Here is a 19,238-nt window from a genome sequence, read left to right on the forward strand (position 1 = left end):
GTTAAAGTTTAGATTGAGAAAAAAGCCAAGGCAACAATCCCGGTTCTGCAAATGTGGAATCCCAGCTGTTGTGATTGTCTTTGGCATATAAATTAAAATTAGGTTTGCCGCCATAATTTAAAATGGCGCTCACCATGTCTACTGATAAATGTGGCCTGACCACATCGTCATTGGCCCCGTGAAAAATCCACATAGGCACTTTGGTGGCATAGTATTGAGCCAACTCTGTATTGCCACCACCACAAATGGCAATGGCACCGGCAAACATGTCCGGTTTTCTGGAGAGGATTTCAAAAGTCCCCATTCCACCCATGGAGAGACCTCCTACATAAACCTGTTCTTTTTTGACAAAAGATTTTGAAGTGAATTCATCCATAAGATTTATTACCAAATCCATAGCAGGAGTTGGAGGCGCATCTTTTGGGAATTTTAAACTGATAGGGTACGAACTCCTATCCACATCGGCATTGGCCCAATAACTTTCTTTTGGGCACTGCGGAAAAATGACAATAGCCGGAAAATCTTCTCTATTCTTTTCATTAGCAAACAAAGCACTCCCATGCACCAATTGGGATGTATTGTCACTTCCCCGTTCCCCGGCACCATGTAAAAAAAGCAGCAAAGGATATTGCTTACTTTCCGAAAAATCTTTGGGGTACATGATCCGGTATTTTAAAGTATCATCTCCACGGATAAACAATTGTTTTTGATATAATTCCTGCTGTGCCAATAGGCTTCCTGCAGATAGCAACAAACATAGAAACGCATATACTTTTAATCGATTCTTCATTATATTTTAATAACTAAAGCCCAAAATATTGAGCCCATTTTGTACATCTTCATTTTGCATAAACAAGTCCCAAAGCAAGCCTGTTCTATAATTTTCAATCATGATTATTTGGGGACCTTGGTCTATGGCCAAATACCTCTCGGTTACCCAATTATTGAATTGCGGACTAAAGGCATCATAAAATCCTGCAGGACCAAGTAAATCGTTGGCATAGAAATATTGCATGGCTGCCAGGGATTCCTCTGGAGTATAGGGAATAGAACTTACTGCCGCCGTAGGCGAAATAACACCTGTATCATTTTCTGGATCATGAGCATTATAACCTACAGAACCGTCGGTATTTCTTGAATAACTAGCCGTTAATCCCCAACAATCTGGACCATACTCAGCATAATTACCGGGATTGTCCACACAATGCTCGTAATTTATCAAGCTATGATTGGTATTTAAAGCCCAGTAATTGGCGTACTGATCGGAAAGGTTTCTAGGATCCAAGCCCAAATAGGAATAATGTGCCCAAAATAAGGGTCCCGTTCCCGAACCCACATGATCCAATACGAGAGGAATTCCATAATCAGTCTCAGAAGATACAATAGCCCCATTATTGGCCCAACCTTGGTGGTACACCTCCGCTGAAATAGGATGATCTGGTGAAGCGGCTCCCAATATACAGGCAATTAAAGTTTCGTTATAGCCTACCAATTCCAAGTTGATAGCGAAGTTATGGTTTGGACTCCAATGCCAGTACAAGGCATTCTGTTCCTGAGTGTACCAATCCCACTCTACTCCCTTCCACAAAGCATCTGCCTGATTGGCCAAATTGATTTCTTCTTCAGAACCAGTTTTGAAATACTCCTTGACACAGATTAATCCCTGTACCAAAAAAGCAGTTTCCACGATATCGCCTCCATCGTCCAAACTACTAAAAGGCAAGACATTGCCATTCGTCCCATTAATCCAATGCGACCAGGCTCCGTGAAATCTGTCGGCGGTTTCAAAAAAGTTTAGGATTTGCGTCAATCTTTCAACCCCTTCAGCTCTTGTAATATATCCTCTTTCAATCCCCACCAAAATAGCCATCAAACCAAAGCCACTGCCTCCACTGGTGACGGTATTTTGATCGTTGCCAGGATCGTTGGGATGGTAACGTTCTCTAGCTGCCCCAGAATTACTTTCGGCATAATCCCAAAAATATTTAAAGGTGCGTTCTTGCACCAAATCCAATAACTCATTTTCAGGCAACGGATCTATCACAACGGGATCATCATCTGTGGGATCGTAAGGCTCTTGATAGCCCGGCCCATCATCATTTCCACAGGAAACAATTACCATAAATAGAGTAAATATTTGTAGATAGTATTTGGTCATATCAATGTCCTTCAACGGTAAATTCCAATTTTTTCAAGCCATTTTGGACATCCTTATTCTGCATAAACAATTTCCAAAACAGTCCTGTTCTATAGTTTTCTATCATTACTGGAATAGGGCCTTGGTCTATCGCCAAATACCTTGGCAAATACCAATTATTATCTAAACTGAATGCATCATACGGACCGTATCTCCCGATCAAAGAATCTTGATGCTTGTACATATACCTAAGCATTTTCATACAGGCTTCCGGTGTATATGGAAACGATGACAAAGCTGCGGTTGGTGCGATAACACCCAAGTCGTTACCTGGCCTATGTCCTGCATAACCCTTCATGGAATAACTGGAGGTCAAACCCCACAAGCTATCCCCGTAGCCTTTAAAATTCTTCGGGTTTTCCTTGGCATATTCATGGTGAATAATAGCATGGTTCCGTGTCAATTCCCAATAATCGGCGTATTGATCTTTAAGTCCTCGAGGATCCAGTCCTAAATAAGAATAATGCGCCCAAAATAATGGTCCGATGGCATGGTCATCATGTTCGTAATAGTCAAGCACCAAAGCACGATTGTACATCGAGTCCTTAGAAGTAATGGCTCCACTTCTTGCCCACCCTTTATCATAAACCGATTTGGAAACAGGGTGTGTTGGTGAGGCCGCAGCCAAAACATACATAATCAAACATTCATTATAGCCTCCCACAGGAAAATTCATATCCCAACCAAAATTTGGAGACCAATGCCAGTATAGCACCTCTTCTCCTCCTTTGGTATACCAATCCCATTCCACAGTTCGCCACAAATTGTCAATTTTTGAGGCCAGTTCCTTTTCGCTTTCATTGCCGCCTTTGAAATACTCCGATACTGTGAGCAAACCCTGCACCAAAAAGGCCGTTTCCACCAAATCTCCACCATCATCCTTTTTACTGAACGGTACTACTTTACCCGTTTCACCATTCAACCAATGCGGCCAAGCGCCATGAAAACGATCTGCCTCACTAAGAAAATCAACAATTTTATGATAGCGTTCCAAGGCTTCTTGTCTTGAAATAAATCCACGTTCCACTCCAACCAGTATGGCCATAACTCCAAATCCGCTACCACCAATAGTCACTGTATTTTTTGGAGATGTTGGGTACACATCATCCATATGCAGACGCTCCCTAGCCATTCCAGAATTAGGTTCTGCTCCTTCCCAAAAATATTCAAAGGTTTGCTTTTGAATAGTATCCAAAAGGGCATCATCAGATAAGGCTACTGAAATTTCAGCAGGTTTCTCCTTTGATTCCTCTTTAGTTTCTTTAGCCTCTTTACAATTGAAGACAAGTAGGACAATTGTCAACAACAAAGGTATTTTGATAAACTTTTTTGATTTCATTTTTGTAAACGTTGATTAAGAATTTTAGCGGCATTTTGTTTAGGATTAAAATGCCGCTAAAACCAACTAAACTAACTCAAATAACATGGTCTGATTACAAATTAACCAGAGTGATCAGCTATGATTAATTTAGAGCATACTTTGAATTTCTTCTTGGGACAATTCTTTATCGTAAATTCTCAATTCATCCATTACACTGGTGTCTCCCCAGTGGTCCCAATAACTAAAGGTTGGGCCACCTGCTCCAATATTAAGCTCGGTACAACCAGTCCAGTCCACAGGAGAAGAGAACGTGCTTGTCAATTGTAATTCTCCATTGAAATAAATCTTACTTTCCGTAGGAGAAACGGTAAAGGCAACGTGCACCCATGCTCCATCAGCAACGGCAATGACCCCGCCGTCGTTCCAACTTTCTCCAGACCCAATGCCGACATTCAACTTGATGCGCTGTTCTACATCATTACCTTCTCTAAACAATCTAAATCCTTGCAAACGGTCATCGGCATTTGCCCCCACGGTCAAAATACCAGACCTAGTTGCTGTAGCACTTACTTTATACCAGAAAGTTCCACTGAAAGAGTCTCCAAGTCCAAGCCCCTCAAATGGTACAGCAAGATAACTGTCTTCCATAGTGGTAGTGGCTGCCTGAAAGGCATTGATTCCTTCATAAGATTCTCCAGCGAATCCCGGTGCTCCAACTTCGGTGGCCGTGACATCGCTAACAACATCATTAAAACTTCCATCAAATGGCATATACAATACTTGATCGCTTTGAGCAATCATTGCTATGATTTCATTTTGGGACAACGCCGAACTGAACAATCTCAATTCGTCCATAGCACTGGTATCACCTAAATGATCCCAATAGCTAAATGTTGGACCTCCGGCCCCAATATTAAGCTCGGTACAACCGGTCCAATCTATAGGAGCCGACAAAGTACTTGTTAACTGTAGCACGCCATTAAAGTAAATTTTACTTTCCGTTTCTGAAATGGTAAAGGCTACGTGCACCCATTCTTCATCGGCTACTGCAATCACCCCTCCATCATTCCAACTTTCTCCAGTTCCAGTTCCAACGTTTAATTTAATGCGCTGCTCTACGTCATTACCTTCTCTAAACAATCTAAATCCTTGGAAACGATCATCGGCATTGGCTCCAATGGTCAAAATCCCTGATCTTGTAGCGGTGGCATCCACCTTATACCAAAAAGCTCCACTCATAGTTGTGGACAACTCTAGATCTGCTATTGGAAATGACACGTAATTGTCTTGTGCCGCTGAAGTGGCTGCTTGAAGCGCATCCAAGCCTGCAAAAGACTCTCCCGCAAAACCAGGATCTCCAGTTTCAGTTGCTGCGGTTGAAGACACCAACTCGGTGTAATCACCATCAAAAGGCATATAAAAAATTTCAGTGGCATATATTGGCACGTAAGGAGGTTCCTTTGAAAAATTATGGGTCTGGGTAAAAACATTCCCCACAATGTCGGTGGCAGATACTTCTAAAGTATGCTCGCCTACCTCCACATTATCGTAAACCAATTCTCTGCTCACAATTCTATAATCCGTAAAACTGTCATAAGAGGCTATTTGGCTTCCATCAATGGCAACAGTAATCAAGACTATTTCAATATCATCTTCTGCTACAAACTCAATATCCAAAGAGGAAATTGGCTCAGGATCTGAAATTGAAAATCCATCGGCCGGTTTTACTATAGTCACGGTTGGGGCTCCGGTATCCTCTCCTGGATCTACTTGTGTGATTGGATCAATACCATCGTAACAAGAGAACACCATAAGTATGGCTAATAGCCCTAGGGTATATTTTAGTATTTTTTTCATTGTAAATTCGTTTAAAGTCATTTTAGTTTCCGTTTCCTAATGGTAAGGCATCTACTTGCGCTTGTGGGTAAGGCAATAGTTCCTTATCTGCCGAAAAAGTTCTTCCATCGTAACTCAACTCAGAGTAGTTATCGAGCCTAATCATATCGTAGTAACGGATGCCCCATTCCATAGCTAGTTCAGCAAATTTCTCATCCATAACATCTTGGGATATCACTCCTGACAGAGAAGACAATCCGGCTCTTTCCCTTACTAAATTAACAGCTTGATCTGCAGTCATTCCGTTGCCACTCGCTCCTCTAGTGAGTGCTTCTGCATACATCAACAGCACTTCAGCATATCTGATACAAATCATGTTTTTACCGGCTCCATAACTATTTCTACCTTCAGTTAACTGAACTGATGGCAAATAATGCTTCCCACTGGAAAACAAGGCTCTCGAAAAATCATTAATAACATCTCCGTCTGGCGTTGTATTGGAAATCCAGCTAGGCAAAGTGGCATAGTTGGGATCTTCCATCAGCTCATCCAATCCTCTATCTGTAAACAGCACACTGGTTTGCAAACGCACCTCTTCACCTCTATCCAACATAAATTTGATAAACTTCATACTAGGCTCATAAAATCCCCAACCACTTTCAGCATTCTCTCTTGCCGGGGTCCAGTTTTGTGGGCCAAATGGGGCATACAGGTGATAGGAGGTATCCCCGGTCCCAGAACCATAATCTGAAAACTGCATTTCCAAAAGGCTTTCATCGCTTAACTCCCCAGGTATTTTAAACAACTGATAAAAATCTGGGTACAATGAAAATTTATTGGAATTAATAATTTCACCACAGGCATTAGCAACCTCTTGGTAATTTTCCATTTCCAGATTGGCAATGGCCTTTATGGCATAAGCGGTATATTTTGTTACTCCTCCCTGCACATCATTGCGTTCGTTAGGTCTCATATCTGGCAAAAATGGAATGGCCTCGTCCATCATATCCGAAATGTATTGCATCACCTCTTCTTTAGTCGCCACCCCTTGGGCAATTTCTCCATCAGGCTGAGAAGTGTTGATAATAAATATATCTCCCCATACCTTGGCCAAATTAAGATGGAGCCATCCTCGTAGAACTCTTGTCTCTGCCATATATTGATCCGCTTCATCATAATAACTTTCATCCGCGAAATCTTTATAATTTTGGATCAATTCCGAAGCATTGTTAACACTGGCAATGTCTGAATAATGAAGATTCCAAAGGGAGTTATACATCCAATAGTCTTTGTTATAATTGAAGAGATCAGTCTCTGCAAAATCCTGTTGATCTCCCAAGCCTCCTGCATTCACATCGTCTCCTCGAACAGAAAACAATAAAGGTTCTTCCCAACCTCTGGAATAAAATGCTTGATAAGCTCCAATTAAGGGCAGGATCATATCACTTGAATTTGTGTAATCGACATCCCCTGTATTAAGCTGACCTTCCTGTTCGTCAAGCTTACTGTTACAGCCCTGAAAACCGAACAAGACCAATAGTGCCAAGGCACCTTTTGTTATTAATCCTTTTATATTTTTCATAATGCGATTTTTTAAATTTTTATGTTAAGTCCAATTGTATAGACGGCTGGTATAGGATAGGTCTGTCTGTCCACACCATTGGGTACTTCTGGATCAAAACCATTGTACTTAAAGAATGTAAATGGTCTTTCGGCCGTAAAGGTGATTCTTGTTTCAGGCATGTTTTTGCCCGCCAATTTTTCACCTAATATTGTATATGACAATTGAATATTTTGTATTCTGAAGAAATCCCCGTCCTCTACCCAAAAATTGCTCAGCTTTTGATTCCAGCCTTTTCGCAATCCTTTTGATGATGGATAAGAATTACTGGTACCTTCACCATGCCATCTGTTGATGGCGAGGTCGGCATCCATATTGGTATCCTGGGTAAAGATGATTTCACCTCTTTTACGGTTCAATATCTTATTACCTGTTTGCCCATAGACAGCTACCGACAAATCAAAACCTTTATAGGACACTCCAATATCTCCACCATACATAAAAGACGGTAAGAAAGAGCCAAGAACCACTCGGTCATCATCATCGATAACGCCATTGTTATCCACATCTCGGTAAATTAAGTCTCCTGGTTCCAAGTTATTTTCAACGGCTATTGGATCCGCATCGATCTGTGCCTGATTTTGGTACACCCCAACGGTTTCATAACCAAAAAAGGCCTGAATTGGTTCCCCTACCATAGTTCTTTGACGGAATTCGGCCGATCCCGAATCGATATAGGGATCTGTTAAGCTTCTAGCTTCATTTTTCAACGTAGTGAAATTGGTCCCCACATGAAAACTAAAATCATCATTTACCGCTTGGTCCCAATTCAATGCAATTTCAAACCCTTGGTTTCTAATTACCCCTGAATTTCTCAAAACGTTGGCATTAATAATGGGAACAAATACCGGCATAATGGCATTTTTGGTATCCCTGATATAATAATCGGCATCGAGCGTCAATCTATTATCAAAGGTTCTCAGGTTAATCCCGAAGTTAGTTTCTTCAATAACTTCCCAAGTATTGTTGGTGAAAGTAGAAGTTGAAGTAATACCGGGGGTTTGTACATCGCCAATTGGAATGGAAATATTGGTAATTGTATTAGATCCTGAACTTGCCGCTACATTATCGTTACCAAGTTCTCCCCAACTAGCTCTTAATTTTAAATAGTCAAAAACACCACTATCATTCATAAAGTCCTCTCCAGAAATAACCCATCCTACCCCAATTGAAGGGAAATACCCCCAAGGGTCTTTAGTAAACTTAGAGGATCCATCAGCCCTCATGGTTCCGTATATCAAATATTTGTGTTTGTAGTTATACGCCGCTCTGGCAAAATAAGACACCCCATAAAGTCGTCTCCCTATATCACCATCATCGCCATCTCCGGCCAACACGATAGAACCGTCTTCAGCAAAATTTAAGTACCATGAAGATTCGTATCCAATACCTGTGATATTTTGACCTCTTACATTTAATTTATGACTCGCCTCATCCCTATAAGACGTCCCTGCCATAAGCGTTAAATTATGCTCACCAAAACTATCGTCATAGGTCAAGATATTATCCCAAATTTGATTTGAATAGGTTAATTGGTTTTGCCTAATTGAAGACATGATCTGTACATTGTTACCAAGAGTATATGGTAAATCCACATAGCGTTCATCTAAGGCAGAGAAATCGTGGCTATAACTAGTCTTAAAAGTCAATTTATCTGGTACTATTTCGTATTCGAAATACATATTAGTCAACAACTTTCTAATCTTTAGCTGATTGTTATTGTATCTCATATCCGGAAATGGATTCTGGGTACCGCGATAACCTAACAACTGAGCATTGGCATATCTAGTAGGTGTTGCCTCAGTGTTCTGTTCATCATAAACCGGTAAGATAGGTACTGCAAAATACGCTTTAAACCAAGCCCCATTTTCTGCATTAAATTTAGTGGCATTACTAAAAATAGTGTTTACACCAGTTCTAAAACGGTCTGTAATATTAATGTCCACTTTGGATCTAATATTAAAACGCTCATATTCGTTTTTCATATCCAAGATCCCTTCTTGGGCAAAATAGTTGGTCCCTACGGAATAGGTCACATTTTCGCCACCTCCGCTTACACCAATACTATGGCTGGAAATGGTAGCTGGCCTTAAAATTTCCTTATACCAATCGGTATTGACATTTGGAATGTTAGGGTTGACCCTACTACGACCAAAGCGCTCCATAGCATTCAGAACAAAATCCACATCTGCTTCAGATCCCGATTCGTAAGCCATCGTCACAAACTGTTCGGCATTGGCCATCTTAACCACATTCCTGGCATATTGCACCCCAGTATACCCATCGTATTCAAACTGAGGCTTTCTTTCCTTCACTCCAGATTTGGTAGTAATAATAACCACCCCATTTGCAGCCCTAACCCCATAGATAGCAGACGATGACGCATCCTTTAACACGGTTAAGCTTTCAATATCTTTTGAGTTTAAGAAGTCAATATTACTATAAAACATCCCGTCCACTACATATAAGGGATTGGCATTATTACTGTCGTAACTACCAAGTCCACGTAAACGGATGGTTGGAGAGTCCCCCGGTGAACCGGCACTTACCACCTGTACACCGGCCACCTTTCCCTGCATGGATTGCATCACATTGGCTGCAGGCGTCTTTTCAATTTCTTCCGATTTAACCGTTGATATCGATCCCGTTAAATCAGATTTTTGTTGAGTACCATACCCAACCACAACTACTTCGCTTAGCGACTCTATATCTTCTTCCATAACCACATTAACAACGGTAGCGTCGCCAACAGTTATGGTTATAGTTTTCAGTCCTAGGGAAGAAAATTCAAGTTGTTCGCCTTTTGAGACGTTAATAGTATAGTTTCCATCAAAATCTGTAGTAGCACCTCTAGTAGTTCCCTTAACAATGATGTTAACCCCTATGAGCGGCATCCCATCTTCGGCACTAGTAATTGTACCACTAACCGTGATTTCTTGACAGAAAACTTCAAAAGAAAACAACAAAAAAGTTAGTAGAATAATTTTTGCTTTCATATGCATTTGAATTAGAATTATTAGTTGATTCCAAGGTAAAATGTATTGGGATGATTTATTAAAAACCATTTACATTTTAAATACGTCATTTGGTAGTAGCTAGGGAAGAAATCTTGTTTGACGTATTCTAAATGTACAAATTACTCTTAAAGTTTACTTACGAAAACGTTAAATGAAGTAGTAATGACGTATAAAAAAAGTGCGATTAACGTAATTTAAAGTATGGATTATTTGAAATTCTGTAAAAAATGAGTCAACGAAGTGTCATTCTCTAAATTTAATTTCTTCTTAAGGCGATATCTATGTGTTTCTACGCCCCTTACAGAAATGTTCATTAATGGCGCAATCTCTTTATTGGTTAAATTCATTTTGATGTACGCCGAAAGTTTTAAATCCTTATGTGTAAGCTTTGGGAATTTTGATTTTAATCCATTGAAAAACTCCTCGTGCACCTGATTGAAATTATATTCAAAAATTTTCCATTCATCTTTATGCTCGATTGAATTATCAACCTTTGTAACAATCTTTTTATAAGCGTAATAATTATCAAAGTTCTCCTTATTTTTGGAGAGCTCTTTTTTAATTTCCTGCAGCGTTTCGTTCTTTTTCACTAAAGCCATGGCCGTATTGGCCAATTGCTTGCTTTTCAATTTCAACTCGTTTTGCAGCGACTCATTTTTAAGGTATACAATTTGCTTTTCATTTTCAAGGCTCTTTTTCCTGAGCATCTCTTCCTGTTCCTTTTCAAATTTCAATTGAAGTAATGCTTGCTCCTTTTCGATTTTATTCCTGTGAAGCAAATAAAAAATTACAAGCAGCACCCCAACAAGCAAGGCATATAACACAAACCCCGGAACATCCTTATACCAGGGAGGAAGTATATGCACTTCCAAAACACGAATGGGGGAAGTCTCTTGAAATGCGTTACTGGCCCTTATACCGAGTTTATAGTTTCCATTGGAAAGATTTGACAACTCTAGGATATGACTTTCGATCTTATACCATTTTGAAGCATCCAAATTGAGAAAGGAATATTCAAAAAAATGATTTTCAGACTTTGGCGAAGACACTGTTATAGCAAGATTTTTGTTAAATCCTATTTCAAGAGGCGCAGAAAAATCTACCTCAAGGGCATCCTTATCCACTTCCACACTTTCAATCTGGGGCTGTACCAATTCCCTTCCCACATCAAGCGCATCATCAATCAACATAAAGCCACCATCCAAATTCAGGGCATAGCTAGAATCCGTAATCCTGGAAATATTTTCATGCCCTACTATCAGTCGGTTTTTAAAATAACTACTACTCAAAAACCTATCATCAACCTCATCGTTAAATGACACAAACCTGATGACATCATTTTTGGTTTTTAAAACTAATTTATTGACATCGTCCTCGGAAATTATATAAGCATCTGTCCCAAATCGATCATTCAACAATTTGTAGGGCACAATACTGTCCAATAATGGCTCATATTTCTGCCATCCATCATTGGTCTTAAAACAGATATCATTCTTAATTTTATAAACCCTTACATTGTAATTGGATAAAATCCCTTTACTTTCGTAATTTTCAATAGACGTAATGGTATCATAATCAGCGTCAAACTTCACCTTATACAATCCCTTGTAAGCATGCGCCGCCCAAGCCGTATGCTCATCCTCAAAAACCAAAAACCTGATGGGCATCGTAGTCCTGCCCAAATGTTTAACCTTCCACTGTCCAGATTCCAATCGATACCTTACCAATCCCGTATAAGTACCTTGAATATAATCAGCTTCAGATTCAGGGATTCTTTTTAACCCATAACCTCCTGTAAAATTAGAAACAGGAAGCAATTTCTTATTTTTTACTATGAAGGTCCCTTCATTATGGCCGCAAAAAAGCGCCCCATCCAATTCTTCCAAATCCCAAACCTGACCTTGTGAGCCCTCCACAAACTGCAACTTGTTGTGAGCATCTAAATAAAATAAGCCAGTATTGCTGCCTATATAAATAACATCTTGATAATTTATAACATCATACACACTTCCAAGCCTTCCGGAAACATCATTGAAAAAATAATTGTGACTGCTTAAATCCACCGAAGCCAAGCCACTATCCAATCCTAACCAAAGGATACCCTCTTTATCCAAATGCTGCCTCAAAATGGTGTTATTCTGCAAACCATTTTCCTTATTAATATGAAAAAGGACACGCCCATTGGCATCGGTCATATACACTCCATCCTTAATAGTCCCAAACACCATTCTACCATCCGGTAAGCTATTAAAATCATTTAATTGATGCTGAATAATCGTTTCATTAATGGCAAAGGAGGTTTTAAACAGATGTTTGTTTCGATATAGAAAACAGCCTTTCAATGAAGTCGCAATCAAGAAACCATTTTTATAGGCCTCAATTGTTATGATTTTAGTATCAACCAGCCTTTCATCCTTTAAAAACAGCTTGAGTTCATTATTCTCTAGTACAAAAATCCCATCATTAAGTGTTGCCACAAAAAGTTGACCGTTTACCTCACTGCAGGAAATGACAATAGAGCTAGGATTAATTTTATGGATGGTTCCATCCAATTGAAGAATGTATAAATTCTGAAAGGATTTAAATATTATTTTTCCTTTAAAGGCTACAATTTGCCAGAATTCCTCATTACGTGATATTTGGCCTTTAATTTGATTTGATAAAGAGGTATAAACCAACTGTCCTTTCCCATTAGGCTTCCAATAACCAAATTCCTCATAAGATCCAGTATAAACAACACCCTCATGGGCCAACACCGAACGCACCATGGTTTTATTGGGCAGCTCATTAAGGTTCCACCTAAGGCCATCAAATTCCAAAAGCCCATTATTATTAGCCACATATACCTTTCCTCCTTCGGCTCTGGACACATCCCAATTCTGGTTACCTGCCTTATATTCTGCCAATGAAAAGTTTTGAAAATAGGGCGCATACTGCGCAAAAGAAGAAGTCATAGCCATCCATAAAAACAGCAGACCAAGCTTAAAACAACGTGATTTCATAAAATTCAAAATGACACAAAAAATCACTCAATTTTTAAATAATTCTCAAAAATAAAGTGTTTGCATGCAAGGTAGAAAAAAATTACCGATTTGAATTATCACTTTGCTAATACCAACTTTGAAGGCTCTTTTTGGGGATAACATTCAACTGTAGTACATTTCTAAAAACAAAAAATCCGCAACTTCTTGACAAACAAGCATGTTACGGATTTTTGCAGTACTGAAGGCGGGACTTGAACCCGCACGAACTAATGTTCATTGGATTTTAAGTCCAACGTGTCTACCAATTCCACCACTTCAGCGTAATACCATTATAGTTCAGAGCGAAAGACGGGATTTGAACCCGCGACCCTCACCTTGGCAAGGTGATGCTCTACCCCTGAGCTACTTTCGCAATAAAGCAATTTATTTAAAAGAACGTCTATCTCAATTGCGAGGGCAAATTTAATACAATTCTTAGAATTGCAAAGCCTTTTTCAATAAAAATATTTATTTTTTTTTACGCCTGTTTCTTTTTCAACAACATACGTTTTATATCATTAAGCTTCATCAGGGCTTCTACCGGTGTTAAGGTGTCAATATCGGTGGTTACAATCTCTTCCCTGATCTGCTCCAACAAGGGATCGTCAAGATTAAAAAAGCTCAATTGCATCTCGTCATTGAGGTTTTTCACCTTGTCTGTTAGCTCTTCACTGGAATGGGATTTCTCCAATTGTTTCAGAATTTTATTGGCTCGATGAATGACCTGCTGAGGCATCCCCGCCATTTTAGCTACATGGATTCCGAAACTGTGGGCACTCCCGCCTTCTACAAGCTTTCTCAAGAATAGGACATTATCCTTTAATTCCTTTACAGAAACGTTGAAGTTTTTAATGCGTTCGAAGGTTTCTGCCATTTCATTCAGTTCGTGATAATGGGTAGCGAATAAGGTCTTGGCTCGACTTGGGTGTTCGTGCAAATACTCACTGATGGCCCACGCAATGGAAATACCGTCGTAGGTACTGGTACCGCGCCCAATTTCATCCAACAGCACTAAACTACGATCGGACACATTGTTCAAAATAGAAGCGGTTTCGTTCATCTCTACCATAAAGGTCGATTCCCCCATAGAAATGTTATCACTGGCGCCTACCCTAGTAAAAATCTTATCTGTAAGACCAATATTAGCCGCTTCCGCCGGCACAAAACTTCCTATTTGCGCTAACAGTACAATGAGGGCTGTTTGCCTTAAAATTGCCGACTTACCGGACATGTTTGGCCCCGTAATCATAATAATCTGTTGTTGATCTCGATCCAACAACACATCATTAGCAATATAGGCTTCTCCCGGCGGCAATTGCTGCTCGATAACTGGGTGCCTTCCATTTTTAATATCCAATACATGAGTATCATTCACCTCTGGACGTGTATAGTTGCGCTCCAAAGCCAATTGGGCAAATCCGCACAAGCAATCCAATTGGGCAATCAATGAGGCATTCTTTTGGACAGGCTGAATAAACAAACCAATCCAACTTACGAGTTCCGCAAACAACTGCTGTTCTATGGCCAAAATGCGTTCTTCGGCACCTAAAATTTTAGCTTCGTATTCTTTGAGTTCCTCTGTAATGTAACGCTCGGCATTAACCAAAGTTTGCTTTCTAATCCACTCGGCAGGAACTTTATCTTTATGCGTATTTCTTACTTCGATATAATAGCCAAACACATTGTTGGAAGCAATTTTCAAGGACGTAATCCCAGTACGTTCACTTTCGCGTTCCAACATATTATCCAAATAATCCTTCCCGGAAGTGGACAACTCTCGCAGCTCTTTCAATTCCGCTGAATAATCAGAGGAAATGGAATTTCCCTTCAAAATATTCACAGGTGCTTCTTCATTTAAAGTCGCCTTAATACGTTGACGCAACTCTTCACACATCTGCAAAGCACTACCCAGCTTTTCAAGGGCTGCATTACTGCTTCCTGAAAGCATGGCCCTAATAGGAACAATAGCTTCCAAAGCATTTTTTAGTTGAATGACCTCACGGGGATTGATCTTACCAGTAGCTACTTTGGAAATCAAACGCTCCAAATCGCCAATATGCTTAATATGTCCTTGAACTTTCCCAAGCAACACCGATTCGTCTTTAAGGTGTTCCACCACCTCATGACGTTCCTGTATTTTTCCCAAATCCACCAACGGCAATGCCAACCAGCGTTTGAGTAAGCGCCCTCCCATTGGGGAAATGGTTTTGTCAATCACCTCAACCAAGGTCACCGCATTTTGGTTCGTGGAATGGTAGAGTTCCAGATTCTTAATGGTAAATCGATCCATCCATACATGTTCCTTTTGTGTCACACGCTGAATGGAGGTGATATGCTGTAATTTATGGTGTTGGGTTTCTCCCAAATAATGCAAAATCGCACCCGAAGCCACAATTCCTTCATAGAGATCTTCCACTCCAAACCCTTTTAAGGATTTTGTATTGAAATGTTTCAACAGGGTTTCATTGGCATAATCATCCTTAAACACCCAATCCTCCAAATAGAACGTATGGAAATCTTCTCCAAACACGCTTTTGAATTCGTTGCGTTTTGGCTTGGACACCAATACCTCACTCGGACTAAAATTTTGAAGCAACTTATCTACATACTCGGCATTTCCTTGCGAAATCAGAAACTCTCCCGTAGACACATCCAAAAAGGACACGCCCGTTACATTTCTACCAAAACACACCGCCGCCAAAAAGTTATTGGTTTTGGAATGCAAAATATCATCGTTAAGGGCCACTCCGGGCGTTACCAGTTCGGTAACACCACGTTTTACAATAGTCTTGGTTTGCTTGGGATCTTCCAATTGGTCACAGATGGCCACGCGTTCCCCTGCCTTTACCAATTTGGGCAAATAGGTATTCATGGAATGGTGCGGAAATCCTGCTAGCTCCGTTTCACTTTCACTTCCCGCTCCACGTTTGGTCAAAATAATGTCCAAAATTTTAGCCGCCTTTACGGCATCTTCCCCGAAGGTCTCATAAAAATCTCCAACTCTAAACAACAACAAAGCATCAGGGTATTTGGCCTTGATACTGTTGTACTGCTTCATTAACGGGGTTTCTTTTTTAGCTTTTTTTGCCAAGGGTAAATTGATTTATAAGTATTATTTTTGCCTCATCTGTAAGATTGCTAATTTAGGTATTCTTAAAAGGTTTTTAAAATGGAACCCTTAGAAGTTATTTACATCCTGTTGATAATTTCCATGCGACAAACCCTGCTTGGAACCTAAATAAAACAGCCTTATCCATAGAATTTTGACCCTAAAGTAAGCACATGCGAAAGTTAAAAAATAGCGAATTGGATCGCTTGAGTGTTGAAGAATTCAAAACCTCAGAAAAAACACCACTCATTATCATCTTGGACAACATCAGAAGTTTGAACAACATTGGTTCGGTATTTAGAACCAGTGATGCCTTTTTGGTTGAAAAAATTTACCTCTGCGGCATTACGGCCACACCTCCCCATAAGGACATTCACAAAACAGCTTTGGGTAGTACCGATACAGTAACCTGGGAATATACCAAAGACACTATGGAAGTCGTGGAAAAACTACAAGCTGAAAACGTGAAAGTGGTTTCCATAGAACAAGCTGAAAATGCTGTGATGCTGAATGATTTCACCCCCGAAGCTAATACAAGATATGCTTTGGTATTTGGAAACGAAGTAAAAGGAGTTGCTCAAAAAGTGGTTTCTGCCAGCGACATGGTATTGGAAATTCCGCAGTATGGCACTAAACATTCCTTGAATATTTCCGTGAGTTGTGGTGTAGTGGTTTGGGATGTGTTTAGTAAGTTGAAAGCACTGAAATAAGCGCAAGAAAACTATCCAATAGGAATCCAAATTTCCTCTTCATTTACCTCTTGTCTCGGATTATAAGATGGCGGCAATTTTTCAAAATGCGGCCGGTCATCCACGGCATATCCCAATTGGGGCAGCCATTTTTCAAACACCGATGTCCAAACGGGCGGGTAATTGGCAAGGCTTCCTTTGTAGTGGAACACAAAGTATTTGCCTCCCTTAATTACTAAAGATTCCAAGCCTTCTGGAACGCTATCAAAACTTTCCACCTCAACACCAATCCATTTGTCAAATTGGGTTTGAGGCCTCAGGGTTTCAAAATTAAAATCATTATACACTTGAACCGAAAACGTGGAATCTCCCATTCGGGATGAAATTTCAGCTAGCCTTGGCATCAACAGCCTGCCTAACCTGGCGGTTTCCTGCCCCATGGTTTCAAAGGACACCTTGGTACGCATCCCTACCAACTTCAGGTCCGGTTGTTGTACAATTTTAAATACCATCATTTATTTCTTTTAACAACCAAAGATAATCTTCTCTATTAGCTACAAAATCCCGATCGGTGATATCAATGATCTTAACGTTGAGTTCATTTTGATTCCGCAGAAACTCCAAATACCCCGCATTGATTTTCTCCAAGTATGCATCCTCTATCTGCTGCTCGTAATCACGGCCACGTTTGCGAATATTTTGCTGAAGTCTGTCTATTTTTTGATACAAATAGACATACAGTTCAGGCTTGGCAATATCCTTATACATCAAGTAAAAAAGCTTTCGGTACAGCTTAAATTCATCCTCTACCAAAGTCACTTTTGAAAATATCAAGGATTTAAATACATCATAATCGCTCACAACAAAATCCCGAAACAAATCCAACTGCGACAAATCATCACTGATCTGCTGATAGCGGTCGGCCAAAAACGACATCTCCAAGGCAAAGGCATAGCGCTGTGGTTCTTTGTAAAATTTTGGCAAAAACGGATTGTCTGCAAAGCGTTCCAAAATAAGCTTCGCATTAAAATCTTCAGAGATCATGGTTGCCAAACTGGTTTTACCGGCCCCTATATTTCCTTCAATAGCAATATAGTTTTTAGACGAAAAACCATAAGCCTCCATCGGATTTTGCAAAACAGCGTCAATAGGCTGTACGTCACTATCATCTTCACACAAACCAGTCAAAACCCCAACACTTTGTTGCAAAACTGGATGGATTACTTCCGAAGCAATATCATTCAAGGGTTGCAATACAAATTGACGTAACTGCATGCGCGGATGTGGAATGATCAAACTTTCCGAATCCAATACCAAATCATCAATTAAAATCACATCCAAATCTATCGGCCTGGATGCATACCCCGATTGCCCAGAACGGGTGCGCCCCAACTCTTTTTCAATACTCAATAATTCTTGCATGACCTCCTCTGGAGCCATCTTCGACACCACCGAAATACAGGTATTCAAAAAATCGTCTCCTTCAAATCCCAAAGCAGTTGTATTGTACACTTTAGCAATGCGGTCTACCCTTCCAACACGCTCAAAAATGACATTAATAGCCTTTTGAAGATGTTGAAAACGGTCTCCGGTATTGCTGCCCAATGCAATGTAAAATGTGTGCGCTTTATCCATAATCAGGGTCAAAGTAACTAAAAGAAATATTAATCCTTTATATTTACAAAACGTATTTATCCACAAATAAAATATGACTTTAAAAGACAAACTCGCGGCACAACGCATTTATCTGATATTGGCAGCTTTATTTATCACGTCATTGGTAGTTTCCAACCTCATTTTTCAAAAGTTTTTTTATTGGTACCCACTCAATATCGAGGTGCTCAATACTAAACTTTTTGAAGTATCGGTTGGTATTCTTCCCTACCCAATCACCTTTTTGATTACCGACTTGATCAGCGAGATTTATGGCAAAAAAAGAGCCAACCAAGTGGTACTTACAGGAATTTTTGCGTCGGTATTTTCGTTACTGATTATTTTGGTAGCCAATGCCGTGCCCGCCACGTCATGGTCGCATGTAAATGATGACACGTTTGCCCATGTGTTTGGGAATTCGGCCATTGCCGTTTGCGCTAGTATGCTCGCCTATTTATTTGCCCAATTTATTGACATTCAGGTATACCATTTTTGGAAACGACTTACCAAAGGGAAACACCTTTGGTTGCGCAATAATTTTTCAACTTGGTTTTCGCAGTTCATAGACACCTTCACCATTGTATTTTTGTTGTGCTCGTTCCACATTATTGAATGGAGCAATTTTACAGGCCTGCTGGTGTCAGGCGTTTTGTTCAAAGTCATTGTTGCCTTTTGCGATACACCGCTTTTGTATTTAGGTGTGTACATTATGAAAAAAAGGTTCCAACTTGAGCTAAACGAAGAACTCCAACTGATCTAAACTCCTAAAGTT

General features: G+C 40.0%; 12 protein-coding genes and 2 tRNA genes. 2 read left to right on the plus strand and 12 right to left on the minus strand.

Annotated features, from left to right (window positions below):
* Nucleotide 1: 1 nt before the first annotated feature.
* The 10 genes from ZA05_RS00275 to mutS form a co-directional block, all read right to left on the minus strand.
* On the minus strand, nt 2–790 hold the full coding sequence (locus tag ZA05_RS00275) for a prolyl oligopeptidase family serine peptidase (protein ID WP_053989866.1): 789 nt from the start codon (nt 788–790) through the stop codon (nt 2–4).
* 6 nt (nt 791–796) lie between these two features.
* Nucleotides 797–2,158 carry a glucoamylase family protein gene (locus tag ZA05_RS00280; protein ID WP_053989867.1) on the minus strand — a complete coding sequence of 454 codons (1,362 nt, stop codon included), beginning with the start codon at nt 2,156–2,158 and terminating at the stop codon, nt 797–799.
* A 1-nt stretch (nt 2,159) separates the two neighbouring features.
* Nucleotides 2,160–3,536 (minus strand): glucoamylase family protein, encoded by a 1,377-nt coding sequence (locus ZA05_RS00285; protein ID WP_053989868.1) that lies wholly within the window; start codon nt 3,534–3,536, stop codon nt 2,160–2,162.
* 129 nt (nt 3,537–3,665) lie between these two features.
* Nucleotides 3,666–5,375 carry a LamG domain-containing protein gene (locus ZA05_RS00290; protein ID WP_053989902.1) on the minus strand — a complete coding sequence of 570 codons (1,710 nt, stop codon included), beginning with the start codon at nt 5,373–5,375 and terminating at the stop codon, nt 3,666–3,668.
* 22 nt (nt 5,376–5,397) lie between these two features.
* The gene (locus ZA05_RS00295; protein WP_053989869.1) at nt 5,398–6,936 is read right to left on the minus strand and encodes a RagB/SusD family nutrient uptake outer membrane protein; all 1,539 of its coding nucleotides are present in this window, start codon (nt 6,934–6,936) and stop codon (nt 5,398–5,400) included.
* An 11-nt stretch (nt 6,937–6,947) separates the two neighbouring features.
* A complete protein-coding gene (locus ZA05_RS00300) occupies nt 6,948–9,971 on the minus strand; it encodes a SusC/RagA family TonB-linked outer membrane protein (RefSeq protein ID WP_369793821.1) in 3,024 nt (1,007 codons plus the stop codon).
* Nucleotides 9,972–10,198: 227 nt separating this feature from the next.
* A complete protein-coding gene (locus ZA05_RS00305; protein ID WP_053989871.1) occupies nt 10,199–12,994 on the minus strand; it encodes a LuxR C-terminal-related transcriptional regulator in 2,796 nt (931 codons plus the stop codon).
* Nucleotides 12,995–13,212: 218 nt separating this feature from the next.
* Nucleotides 13,213–13,296: transfer RNA gene (locus ZA05_RS00310), tRNA-Leu, on the minus strand.
* A 20-nt stretch (nt 13,297–13,316) separates the two neighbouring features.
* A tRNA-Gly gene (locus ZA05_RS00315) sits at nt 13,317–13,388 on the minus strand.
* 105 nt (nt 13,389–13,493) lie between these two features.
* Complete coding sequence (gene mutS, locus ZA05_RS00320) at nt 13,494–16,106, minus strand: DNA mismatch repair protein MutS (protein WP_053989872.1); 2,613 nt, start codon at nt 16,104–16,106, stop codon at nt 13,494–13,496.
* Between the two features lie 191 nt (nt 16,107–16,297).
* Between mutS and ZA05_RS00325 the strand changes: the two genes are divergently transcribed.
* Nucleotides 16,298–16,834, plus strand: coding sequence for an RNA methyltransferase (locus ZA05_RS00325; protein ID WP_053989873.1), 537 nt, complete (start codon nt 16,298–16,300; stop codon nt 16,832–16,834).
* An 11-nt stretch (nt 16,835–16,845) separates the two neighbouring features.
* Here ZA05_RS00325 and ZA05_RS00330 read toward each other — a convergent pair whose 3' ends face one another.
* Both ZA05_RS00330 and folK read right to left on the minus strand, forming a co-directional pair.
* The gene (locus tag ZA05_RS00330) at nt 16,846–17,328 is read right to left on the minus strand and encodes a GyrI-like domain-containing protein (RefSeq protein WP_053989874.1); all 483 of its coding nucleotides are present in this window, start codon (nt 17,326–17,328) and stop codon (nt 16,846–16,848) included.
* A complete protein-coding gene (gene folK / locus ZA05_RS00335) occupies nt 17,315–18,448 on the minus strand; it encodes a 2-amino-4-hydroxy-6-hydroxymethyldihydropteridine diphosphokinase (protein WP_053989875.1) in 1,134 nt (377 codons plus the stop codon). The genes ZA05_RS00330 and folK overlap by 14 nt, the downstream gene beginning before the upstream one ends.
* A gap of 73 nt (nt 18,449–18,521) precedes the next feature.
* On the opposite strand from folK, the gene ZA05_RS00340 reads away from it, so the two are divergent.
* Nucleotides 18,522–19,226, plus strand: a complete 705-nt coding sequence (locus tag ZA05_RS00340) for a queuosine precursor transporter (RefSeq protein ID WP_053989876.1) — start codon at nt 18,522–18,524, stop codon at nt 19,224–19,226.
* The last annotated feature ends 12 nt before the right edge of the window (nt 19,227–19,238 follow it).

This window comes from Mangrovimonas sp. TPBH4 (assembly GCF_001280505.1).
Classification (GTDB): Bacteria; Bacteroidota; Bacteroidia; order Flavobacteriales; family Flavobacteriaceae; genus Mangrovimonas_A.